Genomic DNA, 23,460 nt, shown 5'->3' with positions numbered 1-23,460 from the left:
GTGTGTTGGATGTAGCGAATTGTAAATGTGTATGGTTTTAAGCTCGGGCATCAATTTTTGTCATTAGGTTTCTATGATAAGCCAAATATTCTTTTCTCTTTTCGGTTAATATATTTTCTTCAAGTTTATAATTTTTCCAGAATTCTTTTACATCATTTGATATTCTATTTGAAAAAATCATTGTTCCATCATCTGTAAACGATATGTATTTTAAGTCAAATAAAGAATCTATGGTTCTGCTTAATAACAATCCGTTGTTGGGGTCGTAAGCTTCATTTTCATCAGAGTAAATAAAAGGTTTAATATGACTAGCAATTAAAACAGGATAAGAAAGATGTTCTAAAACACACATAGGATTTCCATAGATTTCTTCACATTCCTCTTGTAATTGATTTTTATATAATCTATGTAAATATGGGTCTCTTCTTTTTGTAATTGCTTTTAAATCTTCTCCAAATATTCTTTGTGCATCTTCAACGAAATATAGTGTTGAATTAATTATAACTAAATCATCTAATTTCCCGAGTAAATTCCAGAAGTGGTCTATTTGATTGTGTTTTCTTTCAACGAAAGAAGTCCCAGAATCATCAACTTTAATAGCCTTATTTTGGAAGTATTTAACATCTTCTTCAGTAATGTAATCACTGTTATAATTTTTAACATCCACAAGCATTAACCCAATAACTTGTTCTTTAGATAAGTTTCCAAATTCGATTAAAGTTTGAATTAAAAAACTTAAATGATTTATTTGATTTTCACTATTTACAGCTCGATTAGCACTAAAGTTCTTATACACAACTTTAGATAAAATTGTTTTCGCTTTTTTCTCAGTTCTACAGTTTAAATAATCTTTAGCCAAATCATCATAATCAACAAGGTAAGGTTTAATGAAACCCATTTTTACCATTTGGTTTATTGACTTACGTATTGAAAGATAATTTTTAGGTAAAACTTTATAAATTTCGTCTTGAAGTCGTTTATATTTTTTATTGCTATATACCTCATTTGAATTTTCATCAATGAAATCAACACATATTTTTAAAGTTTTAAAAAACTTACCATTTAGATTATATTTTGTAAAAGCATTGGTTAATTTCCAATATTCTTCATAGTTCTGCTGTGGCATAATTTTCTTTAATAGTTTCTTTATAATTTTCATTTTTTACAATGAATAAAAATTCTTTATTCTTTTCCTTTTTGTTTTTTCCAGTAATTTGATAGTTGTGTTTTCGTTCAATTACTTCCACATTATTAGAATATTTACCCAACAAATAAAGCAGTTCATCCTTGCTCGGAAAAGAAGAATTGTTGTAACTCAAATACCAATATTTAAAATTATTAAGTTTAGAAAATAATTTGTCAAATAGTTCCACAGCAGTATTTTTGTTTACAAAATTGTTTTCAAATGGTTTTGTTACTTCTGATGTTATAAAATCATCAACTAAACCATAAAAACCAAAATAATTATTCATTGTTCCTGTATAAGGTGGGTCTAAATAAATAATGTCTGCTTTTACGGTTTCTAACAAATTAAATATATCATCGTTGTAAGCAATATTATTTTTGTTGTTATTAAATACAGCTTGGTTGTACTCATTTAAATTTTGAAGAAAATGGTGTTTGAATGATTGGTTGTGATATGCTCTTCTTCGTTTGTATTTTTTGTAGCTATATTCCTCGTCTCTTAATTGGACTATTTTATCCCAATTTAATGTAAACCTAGAATAAGGCATTTTACGAATCATTGCTCTCCGTATTAAAGCAAATGCCAAAGATTTTTTTTCTTCTGAATCTAATAATTCGATGTTTTGCCTATACAAATCAAGTTCTTTGCATTCTTGTGGAAAAAAAAAGACTTCTGAATAGTTTTTAAACATAAAACCTTCAAATGGCTTTCCTTTAAAAATTATTTCTATATCGTTTTGGTCAAGTAGAATATCATTATTTTTAACCAATGCGTTGGCAATATGATAATTAATTTTTAAAATATCATTTGTATAAATTTCTAAACCTCTGCATTTTGCTTCATAGCTTAATGAACAACCGCCAGAAAAAGCGTCAAAAAGTGTTTTTGCATCCTTTGGAAATTGGTCGCATATCCACTTTGCAATCTTTTCTTTATTGCCTATGTAATTAACTTTAGGATATTTAAACATTTTTACTCATTTTAATAATTACACTTGCGATAGCTTCTGCCATTTTTGGTGGAACAGAATTTCCTACTTGTTGTTGTTGAGAAATTTTTGTGCCTTTAAATTCAAAATCATCTGGAAAAGATTGCAGTTTTGCCAATTCACGCACAGTTAATGCTCTGTTTTGTTCATAATGAAATATTTTTCTCATATCTCCTGTAACGGTTACAGAAGGTTTGTCGCTTGAATATTTTATATATTTTCTAACATCACCTGATTTTGGTCTAATTGGTTCAGGGATTTCATTTCTATCTCCACCATCTGAAACAAAGCTCATTTTATGCAACATTTGTTCTGAATGAGACATTGCGATATGATTTGGAATTTTTGATTCTTGACCAGATTTTAATTTTGGATAGGAAGATAAAGCCTCTTTTACAGTTACATATTTATCAACTTGCTTTTTAGGAAAAAGGATTTCTTGATTGTTTTTGGTTCCAATGAAAATCACACGTTTTCTCACTTGAGGAACTCCGTAGTCTGCGGAATTTAGAATTTTACATTCAACTTTATAACCTAGATTTTCAAAATCATTTATAATTTCTCCTCTAGTATTTCCTTTATTATGGTTGTATAATCGAGCAACATTTTCCATAACAAAGTATGTAGGCTCCACCACTTTAACCACTCTAACAAATTCTTTGAACAATCTGTTTCTTGGGTCTTCAATAAATTGTCGCCCAATATTTCCAGCGATACTAAATCCTTGGCAAGGTGGCCCACCTATAACAACATCAATTTCATCATATTCTTTTAAGTATTTCAATTCGGCATCTGTAACGTCACAAATATCCTTTTGAATTAAATTATGACTAGGAAAATTATGGTTATATGTCTCACAAAAACTAGGTTCAATATCTACCGAAAAGACATTTTGAAAACCTTTATTATCAAATCCAAGTGAAAAACCGCCAGCACCAGAGAACAGGTCAATATATTTTAAAGTTCTGTTCATAGCTCTAGTTTTCCCTGTTTCACATTTGTGTTGCGATAATAATTTACAGTGTCTTCTGCAACAGAAAATACCGATTCCGAACATTTGTATTTAAATGCTTCTCTAGCAAATTTATCTGCAAAAAACAAATCAGTTACTTGCTGTAATTGAATTTCAAATAATTCTGAAAGTTCTTTTAGTTTAGATTTACTAAATTTTTGACTTCCGTTTTCTATTCGACTGATTGCACTTGTATTGATTCCTATTTTTGCACCGAATTCAGTTTGAGTCCATTCTCGTTTTTCTCTTTCTGTCTTTATAAAATTTCCGAAACTTGCCATTTTATTGATTTGATCTATTTTTAGCAAATGTAAAAATAATTTGCGAATTTTATATCAAGTTGTTAAAAGTTTTTTAGGTTGGGCTGGGGAAGTGAAAGCCCTTTTTATTTTGTAAGGTAACAACAAAATGAAACATGCTTTAACGTGTGGTTGGCTTTTCAGAGAAGGATTAACAGTTGTTATTTCATCGAGCCTTAAAAAAAACTCTTCAAGTTTAAAAACATGAAGAGTCTGAAATTTTACTTTTAAAAAAAATGGTTACGATTTCTTTTTACAATGAAATAGAAAGGAAAAACCTTTTATTTTATTTCAATTTTAGAATTGCTTTCTTCTAATAAATGCATATAATCGTCTGTTTTAAAAACTTTACTACTAAAACGTGAGGTTCTGTGTCTGCCTTCATTTTGTCTTGTAATCGATCTAGCAAAACGTCTTATTTCGTCTTTAGTAGTTAAAATAATTCCTGGAATTGGAGTACTTTTTCCAGCTTCGTTTTTGGCAACCATGGTAAAATAAGAAGAATTACAATGTTTTTTTTCTCCCGTTCTAATGTTTTCCGATTCTACACGCAAACCTACAACCATAGAGGTTCTTCCTGTATAATTTATAGAAGCTTTTAGGGTTACTAATTCGCCTACTTCAATCGGATTTAAAAAATCTACTTTGTTTACAGAAGCCGTTACACAATAATTTTCGGAATGTTTAGAAGCGCATGCAAACGCAATTTGATCCATAAGGTTTAAAATGTGTCCGCCATGAATTTTTCCACTAAAGTTAGAATGCGATGGCAACATTAACTCTGTAATGGTTAATTGAGATTCTTTAATGTGTTTAAATTTTTTTTTCATTGTTTAATTTTTTCTAAAATGTGGAGATTGATCTTCTTCTACTTTTGTAATAAAATACTTGGTATCGCCTAACCAGAAAAATGTAGCATATCTTTCTATATAGCTAAGTTTTACATAACGACCTTGGTATTTTTGCAAATCTTCAATTACTTTTTGGTGTTTATCTTCAACAGAAAAAGCAAAAATTTGTGCGCCAGAAATCCCTTGACTTATTTCTCCTTCCCAAGTTTTTACCAAAACGCCCTTTTTGCTAATTTTAATCAATTCGCCAGAACGAACACCTTCACTAAATGTAATGTTGTAAATAAAAGCGTAGTATAATAAGGTAAGTAGAACAACAACGGTTACTAAAATTCCTATAATTTTTTTCATACTCAAAAATACAATTATAATTTTAAGTAAAACTTTAAACTTTTTCTATTTATAGATTTTTTAGTGTGCATTTTGTGTTAGAAAAATTGTTGTTTGTAAGGTAATTGTTGTTTTTAGTCGAAATTACTTCGTAAATATTGGTAATAATATTTTTCACTTATTACAAGCATTGCTATATATTTGTAAAAAATAAAATTTAGAATGAATTATATTTTATTTGATAGCGATGTTAGAAATTCGTTGTTGCCATTTACGTTTACAAGACCAGTTGCAGATATTAGAATAGGTATTTTAACCATTCGAGAAAAATGGGAAAAGCATTTGGGGTTAACTACTACAACAATTACCGAAGAATATTTAGAGGAGAAGTTTCCGATGGTAGAAATGGAAGAGAATATTTTAATAAATTCTTCTTTTTGCCCAACAAATTCTTTGGTCGATAAAGTAAAGAATTTAGGTAAAAACGAAGCCATTTTTAAAGGAGAAGATGTAATCGCATTTTACACATCCGATGCTCAAGAAGAAGTGAATTTCGATGCATATACCCAAATCGAATTCGAAGAAGAATTGCTTCAAATTAAAGAGACTTGGGATATTTTTTCTTTCAATGGAAAGGCTATTAAAGAAGATTTCGAATTAATAACCAAAGGCAAAACGTCTCAACCAATTCCAGAAGGAGTTCAAGTTATAAATAAAGAAAATATCTTTATTGAAGAAGGTGCCCAAATTATATTCTCTTCTTTAAATGCTTCCAATGGCCCTATTTACATTGGTAAAGATGCTTTAATTATGGAAAATTCTGCAATCAGAGGGCCGTTTTCGATGGGTGAGAACGCGGTTGTAAAAATGGGTACAAAAATTTATGGAGATACCACTCTTGGACCTTATTGCAAAGTAGGTGGAGAAATAAACAATTCTGTTTTATTTGGCTACACAAGTAAAGGACATGATGGCTATTTAGGAAATTCTGTTTTAGGAGAATGGTGTAATTTAGGTGCAGATACAAATAACTCGAACCTAAAAAATAATTATGCTGAAGTACGATTATGGAAATATGAAATGGGTAGTTTTGCTAAAACAGGTTTGCAATTTTGTGGTTTAATGATGGGAGATCATTCTAAATGCGGTATAAATACCATGTTTAATACAGGAACTGTTGTTGGTGTAAGTACAAATCTTTTTGGAAGCGGGTTTCCAAGAAACTTTATACCGTCTTTTAGTTGGGGTGGAGCAGCAGGTTTTACCACATTTCAAATGAAAAAAGTAACTGAGGTTGCAGCTGCTGTTATGAAACGAAAAAATTTAGATTTTGATGAAAAAGATCAACGAATTTTAGATCATGTTTTTGAAATTACGAAAGAATATAGAAATTACTAAAAATCATTATTTACTTTTATAGTAAATTCAAATTAATAAATGTTGTATAAAGAAGCCTCCTTTTTTAAAAAAAAGAGGCTTTTAAATCAATATAAAAACACCTATACTAATTTTTTGGCATTTTTTACTTTTTGCTTAGTAAGTGCGATTTCAATTACTTGTTTCATGTCAGAAACATAATGGAAAGTGAGTCCTTTCAAATAATTTTCGTTAATTTCTAGAATGTCTTTTCTATTGTCTTCACAAAGAATAATTTCTTTAATGTTTGCTCTTTTTGCTGCTAATATTTTTTCTTTAATACCACCAACTGGTAATACTTTTCCACGTAAAGTAATTTCACCAGTCATTGCTAACTTATTTTTTACTTTACGTTGGGTAAAAGAAGATACTAAAGAAGTTAACATGGTAATACCTGCACTTGGCCCGTCTTTTGGTGTGGCACCTTCAGGAACGTGAATATGTACATTGTATTTTTCTATAATTTCTGGTTTTATGCCAAATTCTTCTGCATTTGATTTAATATATTGCAAAGCAATGGTTGCAGATTCTTTCATTACATTTCCTAAATTACCAGTAATAGAAAGGTTTCCTTTTCCTTTCGATAAAATAGATTCTATAAACAAAATATCTCCACCAACACTGGTCCATGCCAATCCTGTAACCACGCCTGCAACTCCGTTGTTTTCGTATTTGTCTCTATTTCTTGGAGTTCCTAAGATGTTTTCGACATCTTCGCTTGTAATAGAAACGTTGTATTCTTCTTCTAAAGCAATCGATTTTGCAGCAAAACGTACCACTTTTGCCACTTTCTTTTCTAAACCACGAACACCAGATTCTCTGGTATAACCTTCAACAATTTGCTCTAATTGTTTTTTTCCTATTTTTAAATGTTCTGTTGTTAAACCGTGTTCTTTTAATTGTTTTGGTAATAGATGTCTTTTGGCAATTTCTATTTTTTCTTCAATAGTATAACCTGTTACATTTATAATTTCCATTCTATCGCGCAAAGCCCAAGGAATTTGCCCTAAATTGTTTGCTGTAGCAATAAAAAGGATTTTAGATAAATCGTAACCAACCTCTAAATAATTGTCGTAAAAAGATTCGTTTTGCTCTGGGTCGAGTACTTCTAACATTGCCGAAGATGGGTCTCCTTGATGACTTTGCCCTAATTTATCAATTTCATCTAACACAAAAACAGGGTTAGAACTTTCGGCTTTTTTTAAATTTTGAATTAAACGCCCAGGCATTGCACCAATGTACGTTTTTCTATGACCTCTAATTTCTGCTTCGTCACGCAAACCTCCTAAAGACATACGAACGTATTTTCTTCCTAAAGCTTCTGCAATCGATTTTCCTAACGAAGTTTTACCAACTCCTGGAGGACCGTATAAACATAAAATTGGAGATTTCATGTCGTTTCTTAACTTTAAAACCGCCAAATGCTCTATAATTCTATCTTTTACTTTCTCTAAACCAAAATGGTCTCTATCTAGAATTTTTGTCGCTCTTTTTAAATCGAATTTATCTTTTGTGTATTCGCCCCAGGGCAGCTCTAACAACAGTTCTAAATAACTTCTTTGAACGCCATATTCTGCCATTTGAGGATTCATTCTCTTTAAGCGACCTAATTCTTTTTCGAAAGTTTTTTCAACATCTTTTGTCCATTTTTTAGTTTTTCCTTTTTTGCGCATTTCTTCCAACTCTTGGTCGTTAGAAACGCCACCCAACTCTTCTTGAATGGTTTTTAATTGTTGATGTAAATAATATTCTTTTTGTTGCTGGTCTAAATCTTCTCTTGTTTTAGACTGAATATCGTTACGCAATTTTAATTTTTGAAGTTCTCTATTTAGGTTTTTTAATGTTAACAATGCACGTTCTTTTAGATTGTCTTTTTCTAAAATTACTTGCTTTTGCATCACACTTAAATCCATATTAGATGAAATAAAACTCACTAAAAAAGAACTCGATTGAATGTTTTTTATCGCAAAAGAGGCTTCCGAAGGTAAAATAGGGTTTTCTTTAATTACTTCTAAAGCTCGCTCTTTTATAGAATCGATAATTGCTTCGAACTCTTTTTTATCGTCGATAACTTTATCTTCAAAAACTTCTTTTACAGTGGCTTTTAAGTAAGGTTTGTCTTGAATAATTGTATCTATTTCGAAACGTTTTTTACCCTGTATAATAACAGTTGTATTGCCATCTGGCATTTTTAAAACACGTAAAATTTGTGCAACAACTCCTGTGGTATAAATATCTTTTAAGCCAGGTTCTTCTATTTCTTCGTTTTTTTGGGCAACAACACCAATAACTTTATCGCCTTTATTTGCATCTTTTATTAATTGTATAGATTGATCTCTACCAGCAGTAATAGGAATTACAACTCCTGGAAATAAAACCGTATTTCTTAGTGGTAAAATCGGTAGAGATTCTGGTACACTTTCGTTGTTAATAATTTCTTCATCTTCTGGCGTCATTAAAGGAATTAATTCAGAATCTTCATTTAGCATGCTATGAAGCGACATATTGTCTAATCTCATTATTTTTGGTTTGCTCATCTTCTTTATATCTGTCATACTGACATTGATTGATTTTCTATAAATCATCAACATCAAATTTAATTTTTATTAAAAAACTGGTAATCAATAATTTAATTTAAAAAATTCTTCTTACCTATGCTTAGTAAGACAATTGTTATGCCAATGTTTATCTGTCTTAAGAATACTTTTATCTTAAAAAAAACAACCTTATCGACTTTAAAATGAATGTTTTAAAATATAACTCGCTAAATTCTTATATAATCTTATATTTGTTATCATTTTAAAATTAATATCCAATGCTTATCGTTTACATTTTTCTTGTTTTAGCAGGTGTAATTTTATTGTTTATTTCCATAAAAAGGAAAAATAAACGTTTTTCTAATCTTGTAAATTTCTTGTTAACCACGATTGCCACACTTATTGGGGTAATAATGGCAATAAATGTAAGTGTGAATAACGAAATGAAAAAAGAAAAAGAAGACCTTGTAAAGATTTTAGAATCTGGAGTTTATGTGGTTGAAAAAATAACCAAATATGTTGAAAGTTCTACAAAAGAAAAGTTAAGCATTTATAAAAAAATGCAAAATAATTTAGAATTATTAAAAGCGAATGCAAAAGATTCTCTAACTAGTTTTAAACCTCATCAACAAAAAGCCTCATTCTCGAAAGAAAACAAAAAATACTTAGACTCACTAAAATTTAAATTAGATAGTTTAAAAACAATCTTTAAAAATACAGTTTTAAGAAATAGCGATTCGATAAGCGAATCTTCTTCTACTAGAACAATTTCCATTTTAAATTTTCGTGTAAAGTTGCCTTTTCCAGATTATATTGGGTCTTTATTAAAAAATCCCGATTTTTTAAAGGGTTTGAGTAAAAGAAGTTTATTAATTCTTAATGAAGATTATATTAACTTGCAACGCACCTACCTGTTTAATAATATAGAAGAATTAGAAAATGACCCTACAAAAACGATGTTTTACATTCTTGCCTTACACAAAATTAAAAGAACATTACAAGTAGAAACCGCTTTTCAAGAAAATAAAATTACCCAAAAACAATTGGACCACATGCATTTTATAATGGATCGTATAAGCAACCAAGAATTAACGTATAACATTGCTAAAATAAACATGCAAGTTACAAACAAGTTTACGCTAAAAGAAAATTAGTTTTTCGCTGTAAATTACTCTAAACTTTCCTAAAAAATAAAAAAGGTTACTTTTATTTCCAGAAAAGTGTCACAAGTTAAAGATGGGGTTGTCTTTAACATAGAAACGTTTTATTGGAAGCCAATCAACCACATATAACCAAGCTTTTAGAACGCTGCAAATCGCAAGATAAAAATGCGCAGTTAGCATTGTACAAACGCTATTACAACGCAATGTACAATACTTCTTACCGTATTTTAAAAGACGCTTTTGAGGCAGAAGATGTTATGCAAGAGGCTTTTTTAACGGCTTTTACAAAAATACAGATGTATAAAGGAGAAGTTACATTTGGTGCGTGGTTAAAGAGAATTGTAATTAATAAAAGCTTAACACAATTAAAAAAGAATTCGAGGTATTTAGAAGTAAAAATGGAAGTAATACCAAATGATAACGAACAAGAGGAAACGATAGAATATACAGAACTAAAAGCAGAAACCGTTTTAAATTGCTTGCAAAATTTAAAAGAGAATTACAGGTTGGTATTAAATTTGCACTTAGTTGAAGGATATGATTATGAAGAAATTGCACAAATATTAAACTATACAAACGAAAATGTAAGAACAACAGTTTCGAGAGCAAAGAAAAAATTGAAGCAAATTTTACTTGCAAAAAACACACAAACACAAGCATATGAAAGATAAATTAAATCTATTTTTTTCTGAAAATAATTTCGATTTAAAAGAACCCCATTCTGGGCATTTAGAACGTTTCGAACGTAAATTAAATCGCTCCAACAAAAAGCTAAAAACTTCTTGGAAATGGTTAAGTGTTGCTGCATCTGTAGTTTTAATTTTAGGTTTTTGGTTGGGTAGCAACCATCAAAAAAGACAATTAGATTTGGCAGATATTTCTCCAAAAATGGAAGAAGTTCAAAATTATTTTGTGGCTACAATTAACCAAGAAATAAAAACACTAGAACTCAATAGAAGCTTAGATACAGAAAAAATTATAGAAAATGCCTTAGACGAATTAGACGAATTAGAAGACAGTTATAAAGTTTTTGTACAAGATCTTACCAAAAACGGAAATCAAAGACGCATTATTGCGGCTATGATTAAAAACTACCAAAGACGTTTAGATATCTTAGAACGCACCTTAAAACAAATCGATAAAATTAAAAACACTAATAATCCAAACAATGAAATCTATCTATAAAATTGCATTTTTATTACTTTTATTTCCATTCATTTCTTCAGCAAACAACAAAGAAAAAAAACACGAAAAATCGAAAACAATTACCAAAGAATACAACGTAAATTCAAATGCTTTAGTGGCTTTAGATAACAGTTATGGCGATTTAAATATTACTACTTGGGATAAAAATCGAGTAGAAATTGAAGTAAAAATTACTGTAAATGGAAACGATTTAGAAGATGTTGAAGAAAAATTGAATTCTATAAATGTAGCATTTAGTGCCAGTAGTTCTAAAGTAAGTGCAAAAACCGTTTTTGGTAAAAAGAAAAATAGTTGGTCTTGGTGGAAAAGAAGTAAAAATGTAAATTATAAAATTAATTATTTTGTAAAAATGCCAAAAACCAATAACATCAACTTAAAGAATGATTATGGAAGTATTTACTTAGGAAATATTTCTGGGGAAGCAACAATTAATTGCGATTATGGTAAAATTGTTGTGGGCGAATTGTCTTCGAATAACAATAATATTAGTTTAGACTATTGTTCTACTTCCACAATTGCTTATATAAAAAGTGGAGATATAAATGTCGATTATTCTAAATTATCGATAGAAAATTCTGAAAAATTAAAGCCAATGCAGATTATTCTACGTTAAAGTTTGATAAAGCTGGCACTGTAAATTTTAATTCAGATTATGGTTCTGTAACTATAAACGATGCAGAAAATATCTACGGAAATTCCGATTATGTAAGTTTGCGTTTTGGAACCATAAGAAAAAACCTAGCCATAGATACTGAATATGGTTCGCTTACCATAAAAAATCTAGTAAAAGATTTCGAAAAAGTAGATATTTCTGGCCAATATACAGGCATTAAAATTTATGTTGCACCTGCTATTGCTTTTCATTTTGAAATAGATTTACAATACGCAAGTTTTAAAAGAAATAACGATAAAATAGAGTTTTTTAAAACCAATTCTAAACCCACAAAAAAATATTACGAAGGTAAATATGGAAATGGAAAAACAAGTGGAGAGTTAAAAGTAAACTCTCAATACGGAAGCGTAAGAATCGAAGAAAACTAAATAAAAAAACAACTACCTAAACAAATATACAATGAACAAAAAAATAATTTTAAGCGGTCTAATTTTTGCAATCGCATTTTCTATGAACGCCCAAAGTTGGTGGGGAAATAGTAAAAAAATAAAAGGAAATGGAAATGTAGTTACCGTAAATAGAACAACCTCTAATTTCGATGGTGTTGCTGCTGGTGGCTCTTTTGATGTAATTCTTGTAAAAGGAAAAGAAGGAAACATTAAAATCGAAGGAGAAGAAAACATAATTCCGTACATAGAAACAGATGTTAAAGGAAATACATTAAAAATAAATTACAAGAAAAACACGAATATTAAAACCACAAAAAGACTAACAGTAACTGTATTTTATAATGATATTGAAAGTGTTGCTTTGGGTGGTTCTGGAATTATTTCTAGCAAAGAAAAAATTTCTGCAAGAAAATTTAACACGAGTTTAGGCGGTTCTGGAAAAATAGATTTGCATATAGAAGCCAAAGAAATTAGCGCATCTATTGGCGGTTCTGGAGACATCGATTTAAAAGGAAATACTACAGAATTTACTTGTTCGATAGCTGGTTCTGGAAGCATAAGAGCTTTCGAGTTAAAAACCGACGAAGTAAAAGCGACCATTGCAGGTTCTGGAAGTATTAAAACAACTGTAAAATCGAAAATCGATGCGAAAATTGTAGGTTCTGGAAGTTTGTATTACAAAGGAAATCCAAGCCATATAGACAAAAAATCCGTAGGGTCTGGAAATGTTATCGAAAGAAATTAAATTTTAAAAAATCTATTAAATCTGTTCTTTTAAAACAGCAATCTCGTCACGCAATTGTGCAGCCACAATAAAATCTAAGCTTTTTGCTGCAGCTTCCATTTGTTTGCGTTTTGTGCGAATGCGTTTTTCGATTTCTTCTTTTGGCAAGTATTGTAAATCTTGTTCTGCAGCCACTTGTTTCGCATTGTCATAATGATAACTAGAAACAGCAGATTTGGTTAAGGTATTGTCAATTTTTTTGTTAATTTGCGTAGGAGTGATGTTATTTTTGGTATTGTAGGCAATTTGTTTTTCTCTTCTGCGCTCAGTTTCGTCAATGGTTTTTTGCATGCTTGCAGTTACTTTATCTGCATATAAAATAGCCAAACCATTTACATTTCTTGCAGCTCTACCAATGGTTTGTGTTAAAGATCTTGTGTTTCTTAAAAAACCTTCTTTGTCTGCATCTAAAATGGCAACTAAAGAAACTTCTGGTAAGTCTAAACCTTCGCGTAATAAATTTACTCCAATTAAAACATCAAACAAACCTTTGCGTAAATCTTGCATAATTTCTACACGTTCTAAAGTATCTACATCCGAATGTATGTATCTACAACGAATAGCCACTCTTGTTAAGTATTTCGTTAACTCTTCTGCCATTCTTTTGGTTAAAGTAGTTACTAAAGTACGTTCGTCTTTTTCGACTCTGGTTTGAATTTCTTCAATCAAATCATCAATCTGATTCAAACTTGGTCTTACTTCAACAATAGGGTCTAACAAGCCTGTTGGACGAATAATTTGTTCTATAAAAACACCTTCTGTTTTTTGCAACTCGTAGTCTGCCGGAGTTGCAGAAACAAAAATAGTTTGATTTTGTATGGCTTCAAATTCTTCAAATTTTAAAGGTCTGTTGTCCATTGCAGCTGGCAAACGAAAACCATATTCTACCAAATTTTCTTTTCTACTTCTGTCTCCACCATACATGGCATGGGTTTGTGGTACAGTTACATGACTTTCATCAATAATCATTAAATAATCATTTGGAAAATAATCTAGCAAGCAAAAGGGTCTTGTGCCTGGTAGTCTGCCATCTAAATAACGAGAGTAGTTTTCAATTCCAGAGCAATACCCCAACTCACGAATCATTTCTAAATCGAATTCTGTTCTTTCTTTTATGCGTTTTGCTTCTAAATGTTTTCCTATTTCGTTAAAAAAATCGACTTGTTTCATCATATCTTCTTGGATTTGATGAATTGCATTTTGTAGCACATCAGGTGAGGTAACAAATAAATTTGCAGGATAAATATTTAATTCTTCAAAAGTATTTATAATGGTGCTGCTTTCTAAGTCGAACAATTCTATTTCTTCGATTTCGTCGCCAAAAAAATGAACCCTGTAACCATTATCTCCATAAGAAGGATAAATCGTAACAACATCGCCTTTTACTTTAAAGGTTCCGCTTTTTATTTCTACTTCGGTTCTAGAATATAAGCTAGTAACTAATTGGTGCAAAAATTTGGTTCTAGAAATTTGTTGCCCTACTTGAATAGGAATAACGTTTTTCTTAAATTCAGTTGGGTTTCCAATACCATACAAGCAAGAAACAGAAGCGACTACTAAAACATCTCTTCGTCCAGAAAGTAGCGAAGAAGTGGTGCTTAAACGCAGTCTTTCTATATCTTCGTTTATAGATAAGTCTTTTTCTATATAGGTGCCAGTTACTGGAATGTACGCTTCTGGTTGATAATAATCGTAGTAAGAAACGAAATATTCTACAGCATTTTCCGGAAAAAATTGTTTAAATTCGGAATAAAGTTGTGCCGCCAAAGTTTTGTTATGGGCTAAAACCAACGTTGGTTTTTTTACTTTTTGAACCACATTAGCGATTGTAAATGTTTTTCCAGAGCCAGTAACACCTAGTAAGGTTTGGTACTTTTCTCCAGATAAAATTCCTTGCGAAAGTTCTTTAATTGCTTGTGGCTGATCTCCTGTTGGAGAAAATTCTGATACCAGTTTAAAGTCCATCCTGTAAAAATACGGATACTTTTTTATTTATTGTTTTCTAATTAAGCTAAAATGGCCTGTTTTTTTTCTAGTTTTACCATTTTTATCAATTAAAACAGCATTATACCAATAGTCGTTAGAGGGCATCATTTTCCCGTTTAAAATTCCATTCCAGCCATTTTCTGTTTTTTGGTTGATTACTTTTAATAGTTTGCCATACCTATCGAAAATTTGTAAATTAACTTCGGTGTAAAAAGAATTGTCTATTCCTTGAACCTTCCATGTATCAAAATTTCCATCTTCATTTGGAGTAAAATGTCTTTGAAAATACACAAATGAAATTTCTTGAGAAGATACAACACCACAACCATTTATGTCTCTAATGTAAACAGTATTTAAACCTGGAGGAACATTGGTAAATGTATAAGACAAATTATCTGTTCCTTTTACAAAATTTGTTGAAGAATTATCGTTTAACGCGTATTCATAATCTCCAATTCCAGAGACTTTAATTGTTATTGTATTGTCTGCAGTTTTGTCTTGGTCGTCTAAAAAAGAAACAGATTCGATAACAGCTTTATTAGATTCTTTTACTGTAAATGTATTGTAACCAATACAAACAGTGTCGTCTGTAGTATCTGCAACATCATTTTCGTAATTTCTAATGGCTTCGACTTTATAGGTTCCTTCTTTTGTTGCCGCTAAAATGGCATTATTTTCGCCAAAAATTTCTACTCCGTTTAAATACCATTTATAAGTGTCTGTTGCTGTACCTGTATCTGCATTTAAATTTATACTTTCTAATTGCGGATTTTCAATTGGGTTTTTAATACATAAAATTTCTGTATTTGTATTTCCTTGTGGTATTGGAAGTGCTCTAATTCTAATTTTAAATTGTCCTATACTCTCACAATCTCTAGAACCTTTTAGGGTTACCCTTACAAAAATATCATCATTATCTGTAAATAAAGTAGTTTCAAAAGGCTGCTCTATTTCATTGTTTAAAAGAATGGCGTCGTTTCTAGTTCTATAGTACTTAAAATCGTGGGTACTTGTAGATAAACTGCCCATAGAATTTGCAATTATTTGATTTGTTTTAACATCAAAATTATAAAAAGCATTGCCAGAACCATTGCTACTTATGCTGTTGGGTATGTTGGCATTTACATCTAATTCGCAGGTGTAAATGTCTTTGTAATTCTCTGTACCAGAAGGGTTTACTTTCAATTCTACTTCTGTGGTGCTGTAGCATTGGGAATTTGTGTTGGTAACTTTTGCGATTATTTTATGATTGCCATTTACAGCATCTGTGGGTACTATATTTATATAATTATTTTTATTAATTGGTGTTGAAAAAGAAGTGTCGGAAACTTCAAAAAATTCGATAGTAACTTGCTCTGTGCCTGAATATATTTCTGGCTCTAAAATTGTTAAGTTAAAATTGGTTGTAAAATCGTTTCTGTTATCGTCAAAATCGCATTGCTCGAAAACGTCTATTGTATTTACTGTTGGCAAGTCGTTAAAATTTATTTCTATAGAACTGTTGAATGTCTTTTGTCTGCCACAAGCGTCTTCATTTACCATTTCTAAATAATAAATACCAGAGCCTAAATTATTGTCTATAGAGAATACCCTATTTGTACTATTTACAGAAGGATCTCCTTCTTTAGTCCATAGGTAAGTAGTGGTAGCGTTTCCAGGCAATTCTGGTTCGAGGCTTAAAGTTTCGTCTGTACATAATTCTTGTGTCGTATCACTTAAAGCGACTATTTGACCTACGCTATTACTATCAATAATATTTACAGGAGAGAAAAAAGATTGAATAAAAGGCGGTAACCCTTGTGAAGCAACTCTACCACCCAAAGAAACGGAGGCTTGCCTGTAAGTTATATTTACGGCTCTTTCGTTTGGATTTTCAATAACATCTAAGCTTGTATTTCCTGGTATAGAAACGTATATTTTACCATTTGAGGCCAGTTGTAAAGCTCCTCTACGACCATTTTGAGAAAAAATTTGTGTTTTTGTGCTTGCAATATCACTTTCTGTCAAATCGAATTGATAGATGCTGTTATTTCTACCATCGAAAGTAGAAGTGTATAATTTAGAAGAATTTTGTGAAAATTCTACTCCATAAGGCGCACCATCTTGAAAAGGGTTTGTTAATATTTGGGCAGAGGAAGAAATTTCTCCAGTTTGATTGTTAAAATCGTAAAGAACCAAACTTCCTGAGCCAGAAGTGCCTGTGTAATTAAAATCTGCCAATGCCATTTTGCTACCATCTGGCGATACTTTTAAATACCCTCTTTTGTCTCTTAATTGATAATTTGTACTGCTAATAACAGGTGTTATATTTATACCATTTCCAGTGATTTCATATGAGTAAAATTGGCTTCCAACTGCAGAAACGATCCATATAGAATCGCAATCGTTTCCTTCGACTGCAGTTACTTTTTCTGACCAGAACCTACTTAAATTACCAGCAAGGTTTATGGGACCTGCAATAATTTCGCCACTACTTTTGTCTAATGTATAATAGTTAAAACCAGGGTTTGGATCGTACAAATCACCAACAAAGTCAGTTCCAACAGTAAAAAGGTAATAAATATTTTCATCGGTTGGATTTGGCACAAACAAAGCAGATTGCGTGCTTGATGGGTTTCCTGTAAGGTTGTTTGCTAAGGTTCCATTAGAGAATCTTACTATTTGATGGTCTTTGTTGTACAATACAATACCATCTGTATAAAATAATAAATTTCCGTCTTTGTCGGATATTGTAGAGCAACCTTCATCTGTATTTAATAAGCCATCTGTTAGTGCTATGGGTTCATCAGAAGAGAAATCTAACCCCGCATTTCTACCAAAATACCAAAAATTAGCTTCTTTCTGAGAAAATGTGTTTAACGCAATAAATATTAGAAAAAGAGGTAAAAAATTCTTCATTTGACTATTATTTCTATTATAAACGTCAAATATATTTAAAAAGTACTACAAATCTCTCTTTTTTAACAGTACAAAAGACAAATAAATAAAGATTAATGACCAAACAGCAACGATTGTAATTGTAGAAAAATCTACAGCATAACTTTTTGTGAAGGTTTCACCAATTTGATTTGCAACAGATCTTACAGCTCCTAATCTCGAAAAAGGTTCTTTAATTAAGTTAGACATTGCTTCAAAAGGAAGAAACTGCATTACAGCATCTACTTTTTCGGTTGTATTTTCGGCACTTTTAAAAGTCCAAAATAAATATCCTTTAAATATACTTTCGGCAATAAACCAAACCACCATGGCTCCAACTGCAAATGCCGATCTTTTTACCAAAATTCCAAAGAATAGTCCCATAGAAAAGAAACCCACCAATTTTATAAAAAAAGCGAATAAATATTCTAAGCCAGAAGTTATAATGGCAAACTCGGTATAATCTGAATAAATAAAGCCTAGTATTAAAGAAACTACAAATACAAAAAGTGTAGATATAAGTGCAAAAACAATTACTGTATAAAATTTAGAAAGTATAAATTCTTTTTTACTTAAACCATCAATTAAATTTTGTTTTAAAGTTTTGTAACTGTACTCGTTCGCCATCATAGAAACAATTACTAAAAGTAAAAAGAATTTAAGCCCAGCAGCAACATAGGTATTAAAGTGCCAAATATAAGGAAAGTTAAAAATGCCCATTTCTGCCAAATGAAATTTTATGGGGCCAATGTCGAATTTAATAGCCGCAATTAATGCAATCGCAGCCAATAAGCCAAAGTAAATAAGCGATAAAACCTTACTTGCTCTATTGTATTTTAATTTGTGAAATTCTATTGTTAATAGTCTTAACATGGTATTTATATTTTAAATGACAAAGTTCTCGACTGCGCTCGAACCGACATTTTAGGTTAGTTATTGTTCGTTAAATCTAAGAACTGTTGCTCTAAACTTGGTTTGCGTTTTACCAAATGAGATAGAGTAATATTGTTTTCGAATAAAAATGAATTTATTTCAGAGGAAGAAATATTGCTATTTAAAGTCGCTATGATTGTTTCATTTTCTTTTGTAATTTTTCCAATTGCTGGGTGCTTTTCGAGAACTTCTAACAATTTTTGCTCATTAGCATCTACTTTTAATTCAAACAAACCATTAGAAGCAGTCATCTCGTCAACTCTACCACTGTATAATTTTATTCCTTCTCTAATAACAACTACATGAGAACATACTTTTTCGACTTCGTCTAATAGGTGAGAGGCTAATAAAATGGTAGTTCCTGTGTTGGCAATTTTTTGAATTATTTGACGTATTTCATGGATTCCTTGAGGGTCTAAACCGTTTGTAGGCTCATCTAAAATTAGAATTTCTGGGTCGTTTAACAATGCAGATGCTATTGCCAAACGTTGTTTCATTCCTAAAGAAAATGTTTTAAACTTACTATTTCTTCGTTCGTAAAGATTTACGGTTTTTAATTTCTCGTCGATTTTTTCTGGAGAAACCCCTTTTATAGTACAAATTAAGTTTAAGTTTTGAGTTGCAGTCATGTACGGATAAAAATTAGGGCGTTCTATAATTGCACCTACTTTTTTTAAAGCTTCGTGGGTAGAAAGTTTGCCATCGAACCAAGAAAATTCTCCAGAAGTTCTGTTTACAACGTTTAAAATAATGCCTAAAGTAGTTGATTTTCCACTTCCATTTGGGCCTAAAATACCATAAACATTTCCTTTTTGAATGTCAAAAGAAAGATTGTTTACTGCATGAACAGCACCGTATTTTTTGTCGAGATTTTTTAAAGATAGTATTGTTTCCAAAGAAAATTGTGTTTAGTTGGTTATAGTTGCAATAAGACGACTAAAGTTTAAAATTGTTACAAATTTAAGTACTAAGTATTAAGTATTAAGTATTAAGTATTAAGTATTCAGTATTCAGTATTCAGTATTCAGTTGGCAGTCTTAGTCTTTGGCAGAAACATCAATTTAAAATGAGTACTATAGCTAAAAATTAATACTCATTAAAATCGAAATCGTCGAAAGGATCGAATTCGTCATCTTCATCATCGAAATCGCTGTCTAACTTGTCTGCAATAAATTCTTTTTCGGGAGCTTTATCAGGAATTTCTCCAACAGAAAGTACAATTTCAGGCAAATCTTTTTTAATTTCTGAAGTAATTTCTACAACATCTACATAAAAAGTCCACATTTTTAAGAAATCGTACACATAAATTAATTTTTGGTTTTCTTCAGGCAAAGTTTCTACCAAAGTACAGGTTTTCATAGAAATGCCTTCACCAGCTTCTGCCATATTAAATAACGGAATTTCTTCACCTTGGTTCCACTCATCATCCGTTCTATAAAAAGAAGCCATTTCTTGTCCGTTAAAACCAAAAGATTGGGCAATCGTAAAATGTAAATCTTCTAAATTAAAGGTGTTATTTACAAGAATGGTTCTTAGAATATCTTCTTTTGTATCTAAAATTACGCGTATTTTGTACATAAAATGTGTAAGCTTTTCGATTGCAAAAATACAATTTTTTATACGTACTTTTACACTATAATTAGAGGTTATGGATAATTCTAAAATTTTAAAAGCATTTAACGAGCGTTCTAAAAACACGCTTATGGAAACACTTAATATCGAATATGTTGATGTTGGCGAAGATTTTTTAACAGCAAAAATGTCTGTAAATTCGAGAGTGCATCAGCCTTATGGGCAATTACATGGAGGCGCAACTGCAGCGCTTGCAGAAAGTGTAGGAAGTGCAGCTTCTAACTTTTTTATTGATAGCAAATCTCAATTTATAAACGGAATTCAGCTTTCGATAAACCATATTAAAAGCAAGCGAGAAGGTGTTGTTTTTGCTACTGCAAAAAATGTTCACAAAGGAAAAACCACTCATTTATGGGAAGTTACAATTGTAGATGAAGATCGTAACTTAATTTCTGTTGCTAAAATGACAAATATTGTTTTAGAAAAAAGAAAATAAATTCAATAATTTAAAAAACAAGAATATTGAATCTTATTTTTGATAAAATACACGCTTCTTACTCTACAAAAAAGCCTTTTGTAGCCTACAGAAAGCCTAATAGTACAGAAATTTCTGCTTTTTTTATGAAAGATGATGCATTGCATTATTCTAAAAATTATAACGAAAGCGGTTTTGTGTTTGCACCTTTTAATAATGAAGAAAACACCATACTATTTCCAAAAGAAAATGCAGAATTCTTACAAGAAAAGCTCGAATTAAAAATAGATACTTCTGTAAAAGAGCCTTTTATTTCTAGCCATTCTTCCAAAGAAAATCATATAAAAATTATTAAAAAAGCCATTGATTCCATAAAAATGGGAACCATGCAAAAAGTAGTAATTTCGAGAGAAGAATTGGTTTTTTTAGAAAAATTTGTTTTGATAAACGTTTTTAAAAAACTCTTATCGACTTACAACAATGCATTTGTGTATGTTTGGTATCATCCAAAAATAGGTTTGTGGTTGGGTGCAACTCCAGAAACATTGTTAGAAGTAGAACAAGCAGTTTTTAATACCATGTCTTTAGCAGGTACACAAGTTGCAAACTCGAACGAACATATTGTTTGGAAATCAAAAGAATTAGAAGAGCAGCAATTGGTAACCGATTTTATTAAGCAACAGTTAAAAAACATTGCAAATTCACTAAAAATTAATAAAACAGAAACTATAAAAGCAGGCAGTTTACTGCATTTAAGAACAAAGGTTTCTGGAAATTTAAATAAAAAATCTACATTAAAAGAACTTATTGCTGCTTTGCACCCAACACCTGCTGTTTGTGGTTTGCCAAGAAATGTGGCAAAAGATTTTATTCTAGAAAATGAAAACTATCAACGAAGTTTTTATACTGGTTTTTTAGGAGAAATCAATTTTAATTCTTCTAAAAAAGGAAAAAAAGAAACCCATTTATTTGTGAATTTACGCTGTATGAAAATAAACAATCACAAAGCTTCTATATACGTTGGTGGTGGCATAACCAAAGACAGTATTGCAAATAAAGAGTGGGAGGAAACCGTTTCTAAGTCTAAAACGATGAACCGTGTTTTGTAAATACCTAATTATAGGTATCTATACATTTTAATTTTTTAAATAGGTTTACAAAAATCTACCAAAACTTTAAAATTATGAAAAATTCACTCTTTTTACTGTTCACTTTAATTTCTTTTGCTTTTTATTCTCAAGATAATTTTATAAAACCTACTATAATTTCAATAGATTTAAGCAAGCCGCATGAAAATAGTTTAAAAATTTCTAATGGAAAAAACAACTTACATCAAATTACAAAAACCCATTATATTTGAACTCGTGAATGGAAATCCATTAAAATATTCTTACAAATTAAAAAAGAATAATATAAATCTTTTTGTTGACTCTTCTACTACAGATTTATTTCCTAAAGAAACAAATTCCCCTCAAGTTATAAAAACAATCGAAGAAGAAAGTTTAGATAGTATTAATGCTCTTATAAAAAATAAATTTGAAACAAATCCTGATGTTTTTTTAAATAAATCTAAAAAAGATACTAGATTAAAACACGGTAAATTATCGAAAGTTGATAGTGTGCGTGTAGATGAATTTTTGTTTGAAGATTTTAAGATTAAAAACAATCAATTATTAATAAATAAAGAAACCGCTATTAAATTTATTAAAGAAGATAGGCAAAAAAAATAAAAGTAAAACTACTAAATCTAAAAGACAATATTAATCAGTTACTAGATGAAGTAAACTTTTTTATGATTAATAATTCGAATTTACAATCTTTAAACGAGGCCTTTTTTAAAGATGAAGTAAATGAATTTATTAAGTCTTATTATGATTTTAAAAAAGAGCTTTCGGTATTAGAGACCGAGAATAATGTTGAAAATTACCAAGACGCTTCCTTAGGTAAAACCATTACTATTTTAGAGAATACATTTTCTACTATAAAAGAAAATTTAAATAAATTAAAAAATATTAGTTTTAGTAATTACACATTACCTATTGATGTAAATGGAAAAAATATCGATTTAGTTGAAGTTATTCTTGAAATTTATGATAAAAAAACCAATGATTTAATAGATACTTATTCTTACAGAGTGTGGATTACAGGTGGCTTTAAAATCGATTTTAGTGGAGGTTTATTTTTTAGCAGCCTTTTGGACGATAAATTTTACACAAAAGACGATTTAACTGAAGGAAATGAAGGAAAGAAGTTTATTAGACAAAAAGATTTAGGAAATTTAGATTATGGTTTTGGTACTTTAATGAATTTAAAATATAGGTCTGAAAAAAATTATTCGTACCTATTTAGCTTTGGTGCCTTGTTAAAAGAAGCACAAGAATTTCAATTTTTAGCAGGATTAGGTATTTCTTTTGGAAAAGATGAAAGAATAATACTATCTACAGGAGTAACTTTGGGTAGGGTTGAAAGACTTGTAGGAGATTATGATGCTAATACATCATATTTATTACCAGAAAACAATTTGGTAACCACCGAAGAAAGGTTTGGTGTTGGTTATTTCTTTGGTGTATCTTATAATTTAAACAAACCTAAAAAAGACGCAGATTAGCCTCATACATAAAAAAACCGCAAACATACATTTGCGGTTTTCTTAGTAAGTAAATTGAATTTGAATTGAAATCGGTTAAATAAACTTATCTGTAAATAAAAAACACTTACAAACAAATTAATACAAAACAGTTTGG

At 30.2% G+C, this 23,460-nt stretch carries 23 protein-coding genes; 11 read left to right on the top strand and 12 right to left on the bottom strand.

The window, feature by feature from the left end:
- Nucleotides 1-37: 37 nt before the first annotated feature.
- From JL193_RS03140 to JL193_RS03115, 6 genes are all read right to left on the bottom strand, one after another.
- Nucleotides 38-1,159, bottom strand: a complete 1,122-nt coding sequence (locus JL193_RS03140) for an HNH endonuclease (RefSeq protein WP_207972444.1) — start codon at nucleotides 1,157-1,159, stop codon at nucleotides 38-40.
- Nucleotides 1,107-2,156 (bottom strand): DNA adenine methylase, encoded by a 1,050-nt coding sequence (locus JL193_RS03135; RefSeq protein WP_207972443.1) that lies wholly within the window; start codon nucleotides 2,154-2,156, stop codon nucleotides 1,107-1,109. The genes JL193_RS03140 and JL193_RS03135 overlap by 53 nt, the downstream gene beginning before the upstream one ends.
- Complete coding sequence (locus tag JL193_RS03130) at nucleotides 2,149-3,147, bottom strand: DNA cytosine methyltransferase (protein WP_207972442.1); 999 nt, start codon at nucleotides 3,145-3,147, stop codon at nucleotides 2,149-2,151. Before JL193_RS03130 ends, JL193_RS03135 begins: the two co-directional genes overlap by 8 nt.
- Nucleotides 3,144-3,494 carry a helix-turn-helix domain-containing protein gene (locus tag JL193_RS03125; protein WP_243456819.1) on the bottom strand — a complete coding sequence of 117 codons (351 nt, stop codon included), beginning with the start codon at nucleotides 3,492-3,494 and terminating at the stop codon, nucleotides 3,144-3,146. Before JL193_RS03125 ends, JL193_RS03130 begins: the two co-directional genes overlap by 4 nt.
- A 272-nt stretch (nucleotides 3,495-3,766) precedes the next feature.
- Nucleotides 3,767-4,315 (bottom strand): acyl-CoA thioesterase, encoded by a 549-nt coding sequence (locus JL193_RS03120; RefSeq protein WP_207972441.1) that lies wholly within the window; start codon nucleotides 4,313-4,315, stop codon nucleotides 3,767-3,769.
- Between the two features lie 3 nt (nucleotides 4,316-4,318).
- A complete protein-coding gene (locus tag JL193_RS03115) occupies nucleotides 4,319-4,687 on the bottom strand; it encodes a 6-phosphogluconate dehydrogenase (RefSeq protein WP_207972440.1) in 369 nt (122 codons plus the stop codon).
- Nucleotides 4,688-4,888: 201 nt separating this feature from the next.
- On the opposite strand from JL193_RS03115, the gene JL193_RS03110 reads away from it, so the two are divergent.
- Nucleotides 4,889-6,064, top strand: coding sequence for a GlmU family protein (locus JL193_RS03110; protein WP_207972439.1), 1,176 nt, complete (start codon nucleotides 4,889-4,891; stop codon nucleotides 6,062-6,064).
- Between the two features lie 101 nt (nucleotides 6,065-6,165).
- On the opposite strand, the gene lon is transcribed toward JL193_RS03110, so the two are convergent.
- Complete coding sequence (gene lon, locus JL193_RS03105) at nucleotides 6,166-8,637, bottom strand: endopeptidase La (RefSeq protein ID WP_207973370.1); 2,472 nt, start codon at nucleotides 8,635-8,637, stop codon at nucleotides 6,166-6,168.
- A 260-nt stretch (nucleotides 8,638-8,897) separates the two neighbouring features.
- Here lon and JL193_RS03100 point away from each other — a divergent pair, with 260 nt between their 5' ends.
- The 6 genes from JL193_RS03100 (at nucleotide 8,898) to JL193_RS03075 (ending at nucleotide 12,795) form a co-directional block, all read left to right on the top strand.
- The gene (locus tag JL193_RS03100; RefSeq protein WP_207972438.1) at nucleotides 8,898-9,773 is read left to right on the top strand and encodes a hypothetical protein; all 876 of its coding nucleotides are present in this window, start codon (nucleotides 8,898-8,900) and stop codon (nucleotides 9,771-9,773) included.
- A gap of 113 nt (nucleotides 9,774-9,886) precedes the next feature.
- Complete coding sequence (locus JL193_RS03095; protein WP_207972437.1) at nucleotides 9,887-10,453, top strand: RNA polymerase sigma factor; 567 nt, start codon at nucleotides 9,887-9,889, stop codon at nucleotides 10,451-10,453.
- On the top strand, nucleotides 10,443-10,967 hold the full coding sequence (locus JL193_RS03090; RefSeq protein ID WP_207972436.1) for a hypothetical protein: 525 nt from the start codon (nucleotides 10,443-10,445) through the stop codon (nucleotides 10,965-10,967). Before JL193_RS03095 ends, JL193_RS03090 begins: the two co-directional genes overlap by 11 nt.
- Nucleotides 10,951-11,601, top strand: a complete 651-nt coding sequence (locus tag JL193_RS03085; protein WP_207972435.1) for a hypothetical protein — start codon at nucleotides 10,951-10,953, stop codon at nucleotides 11,599-11,601. Before JL193_RS03090 ends, JL193_RS03085 begins: the two co-directional genes overlap by 17 nt.
- A 98-nt stretch (nucleotides 11,602-11,699) precedes the next feature.
- Nucleotides 11,700-12,029 carry a hypothetical protein gene (locus JL193_RS03080; protein WP_207972434.1) on the top strand — a complete coding sequence of 110 codons (330 nt, stop codon included), beginning with the start codon at nucleotides 11,700-11,702 and terminating at the stop codon, nucleotides 12,027-12,029.
- A 31-nt stretch (nucleotides 12,030-12,060) separates the two neighbouring features.
- Nucleotides 12,061-12,795, top strand: a complete 735-nt coding sequence (locus JL193_RS03075; protein ID WP_207972433.1) for a head GIN domain-containing protein — start codon at nucleotides 12,061-12,063, stop codon at nucleotides 12,793-12,795.
- A gap of 15 nt (nucleotides 12,796-12,810) precedes the next feature.
- Here the strand turns inward: JL193_RS03075 and uvrB are convergent, their stop codons facing one another.
- The 5 genes from uvrB to JL193_RS03050 form a co-directional block, all read right to left on the bottom strand.
- Entirely contained in the window at nucleotides 12,811-14,799 is a 1,989-nt protein-coding gene (gene uvrB / locus JL193_RS03070) for an excinuclease ABC subunit UvrB (protein ID WP_207972432.1), read from the bottom strand.
- Between the two features lie 27 nt (nucleotides 14,800-14,826).
- Nucleotides 14,827-17,718, bottom strand: a complete 2,892-nt coding sequence (locus JL193_RS03065) for a T9SS type B sorting domain-containing protein (RefSeq protein ID WP_207972431.1) — start codon at nucleotides 17,716-17,718, stop codon at nucleotides 14,827-14,829.
- A gap of 45 nt (nucleotides 17,719-17,763) precedes the next feature.
- Nucleotides 17,764-18,609, bottom strand: coding sequence for an ABC transporter permease (locus JL193_RS03060; RefSeq protein WP_207972430.1), 846 nt, complete (start codon nucleotides 18,607-18,609; stop codon nucleotides 17,764-17,766).
- Nucleotides 18,610-18,665: 56 nt separating this feature from the next.
- Nucleotides 18,666-19,565, bottom strand: coding sequence for an ABC transporter ATP-binding protein (locus JL193_RS03055; protein WP_207972429.1), 900 nt, complete (start codon nucleotides 19,563-19,565; stop codon nucleotides 18,666-18,668).
- Nucleotides 19,566-19,755: 190 nt separating this feature from the next.
- On the bottom strand, nucleotides 19,756-20,247 hold the full coding sequence (locus JL193_RS03050) for an IS1096 element passenger TnpR family protein (RefSeq protein ID WP_207972428.1): 492 nt from the start codon (nucleotides 20,245-20,247) through the stop codon (nucleotides 19,756-19,758).
- Between the two features lie 70 nt (nucleotides 20,248-20,317).
- Here JL193_RS03050 and JL193_RS03045 point away from each other — a divergent pair, with 70 nt between their 5' ends.
- The 4 genes from JL193_RS03045 to JL193_RS03030 all read left to right on the top strand — a co-directional run bounded on the left by JL193_RS03045 (nucleotide 20,318) and on the right by JL193_RS03030 (nucleotide 23,324).
- Nucleotides 20,318-20,737 (top strand): PaaI family thioesterase, encoded by a 420-nt coding sequence (locus JL193_RS03045; RefSeq protein ID WP_207972427.1) that lies wholly within the window; start codon nucleotides 20,318-20,320, stop codon nucleotides 20,735-20,737.
- A gap of 26 nt (nucleotides 20,738-20,763) precedes the next feature.
- The gene (locus tag JL193_RS03040; protein ID WP_367890025.1) at nucleotides 20,764-21,825 is read left to right on the top strand and encodes an isochorismate synthase; all 1,062 of its coding nucleotides are present in this window, start codon (nucleotides 20,764-20,766) and stop codon (nucleotides 21,823-21,825) included.
- 204 nt (nucleotides 21,826-22,029) lie between these two features.
- On the top strand, nucleotides 22,030-22,446 hold the full coding sequence (locus JL193_RS03035; RefSeq protein ID WP_207972426.1) for a hypothetical protein: 417 nt from the start codon (nucleotides 22,030-22,032) through the stop codon (nucleotides 22,444-22,446).
- 62 nt (nucleotides 22,447-22,508) lie between these two features.
- Nucleotides 22,509-23,324, top strand: coding sequence for a hypothetical protein (locus JL193_RS03030; protein ID WP_207972425.1), 816 nt, complete (start codon nucleotides 22,509-22,511; stop codon nucleotides 23,322-23,324).
- Nucleotides 23,325-23,460: the final 136 nt, after the last annotated feature.

Origin of the sequence: Polaribacter batillariae, assembly GCF_017498485.1 — a bacterium.
GTDB classification, from domain to species: domain Bacteria; phylum Bacteroidota; class Bacteroidia; order Flavobacteriales; family Flavobacteriaceae; genus Polaribacter; species Polaribacter batillariae.
The sequence above is the reverse complement of the archived record's forward strand: the minus strand, read 5'-3'. Positions and strand labels throughout refer to the sequence as shown.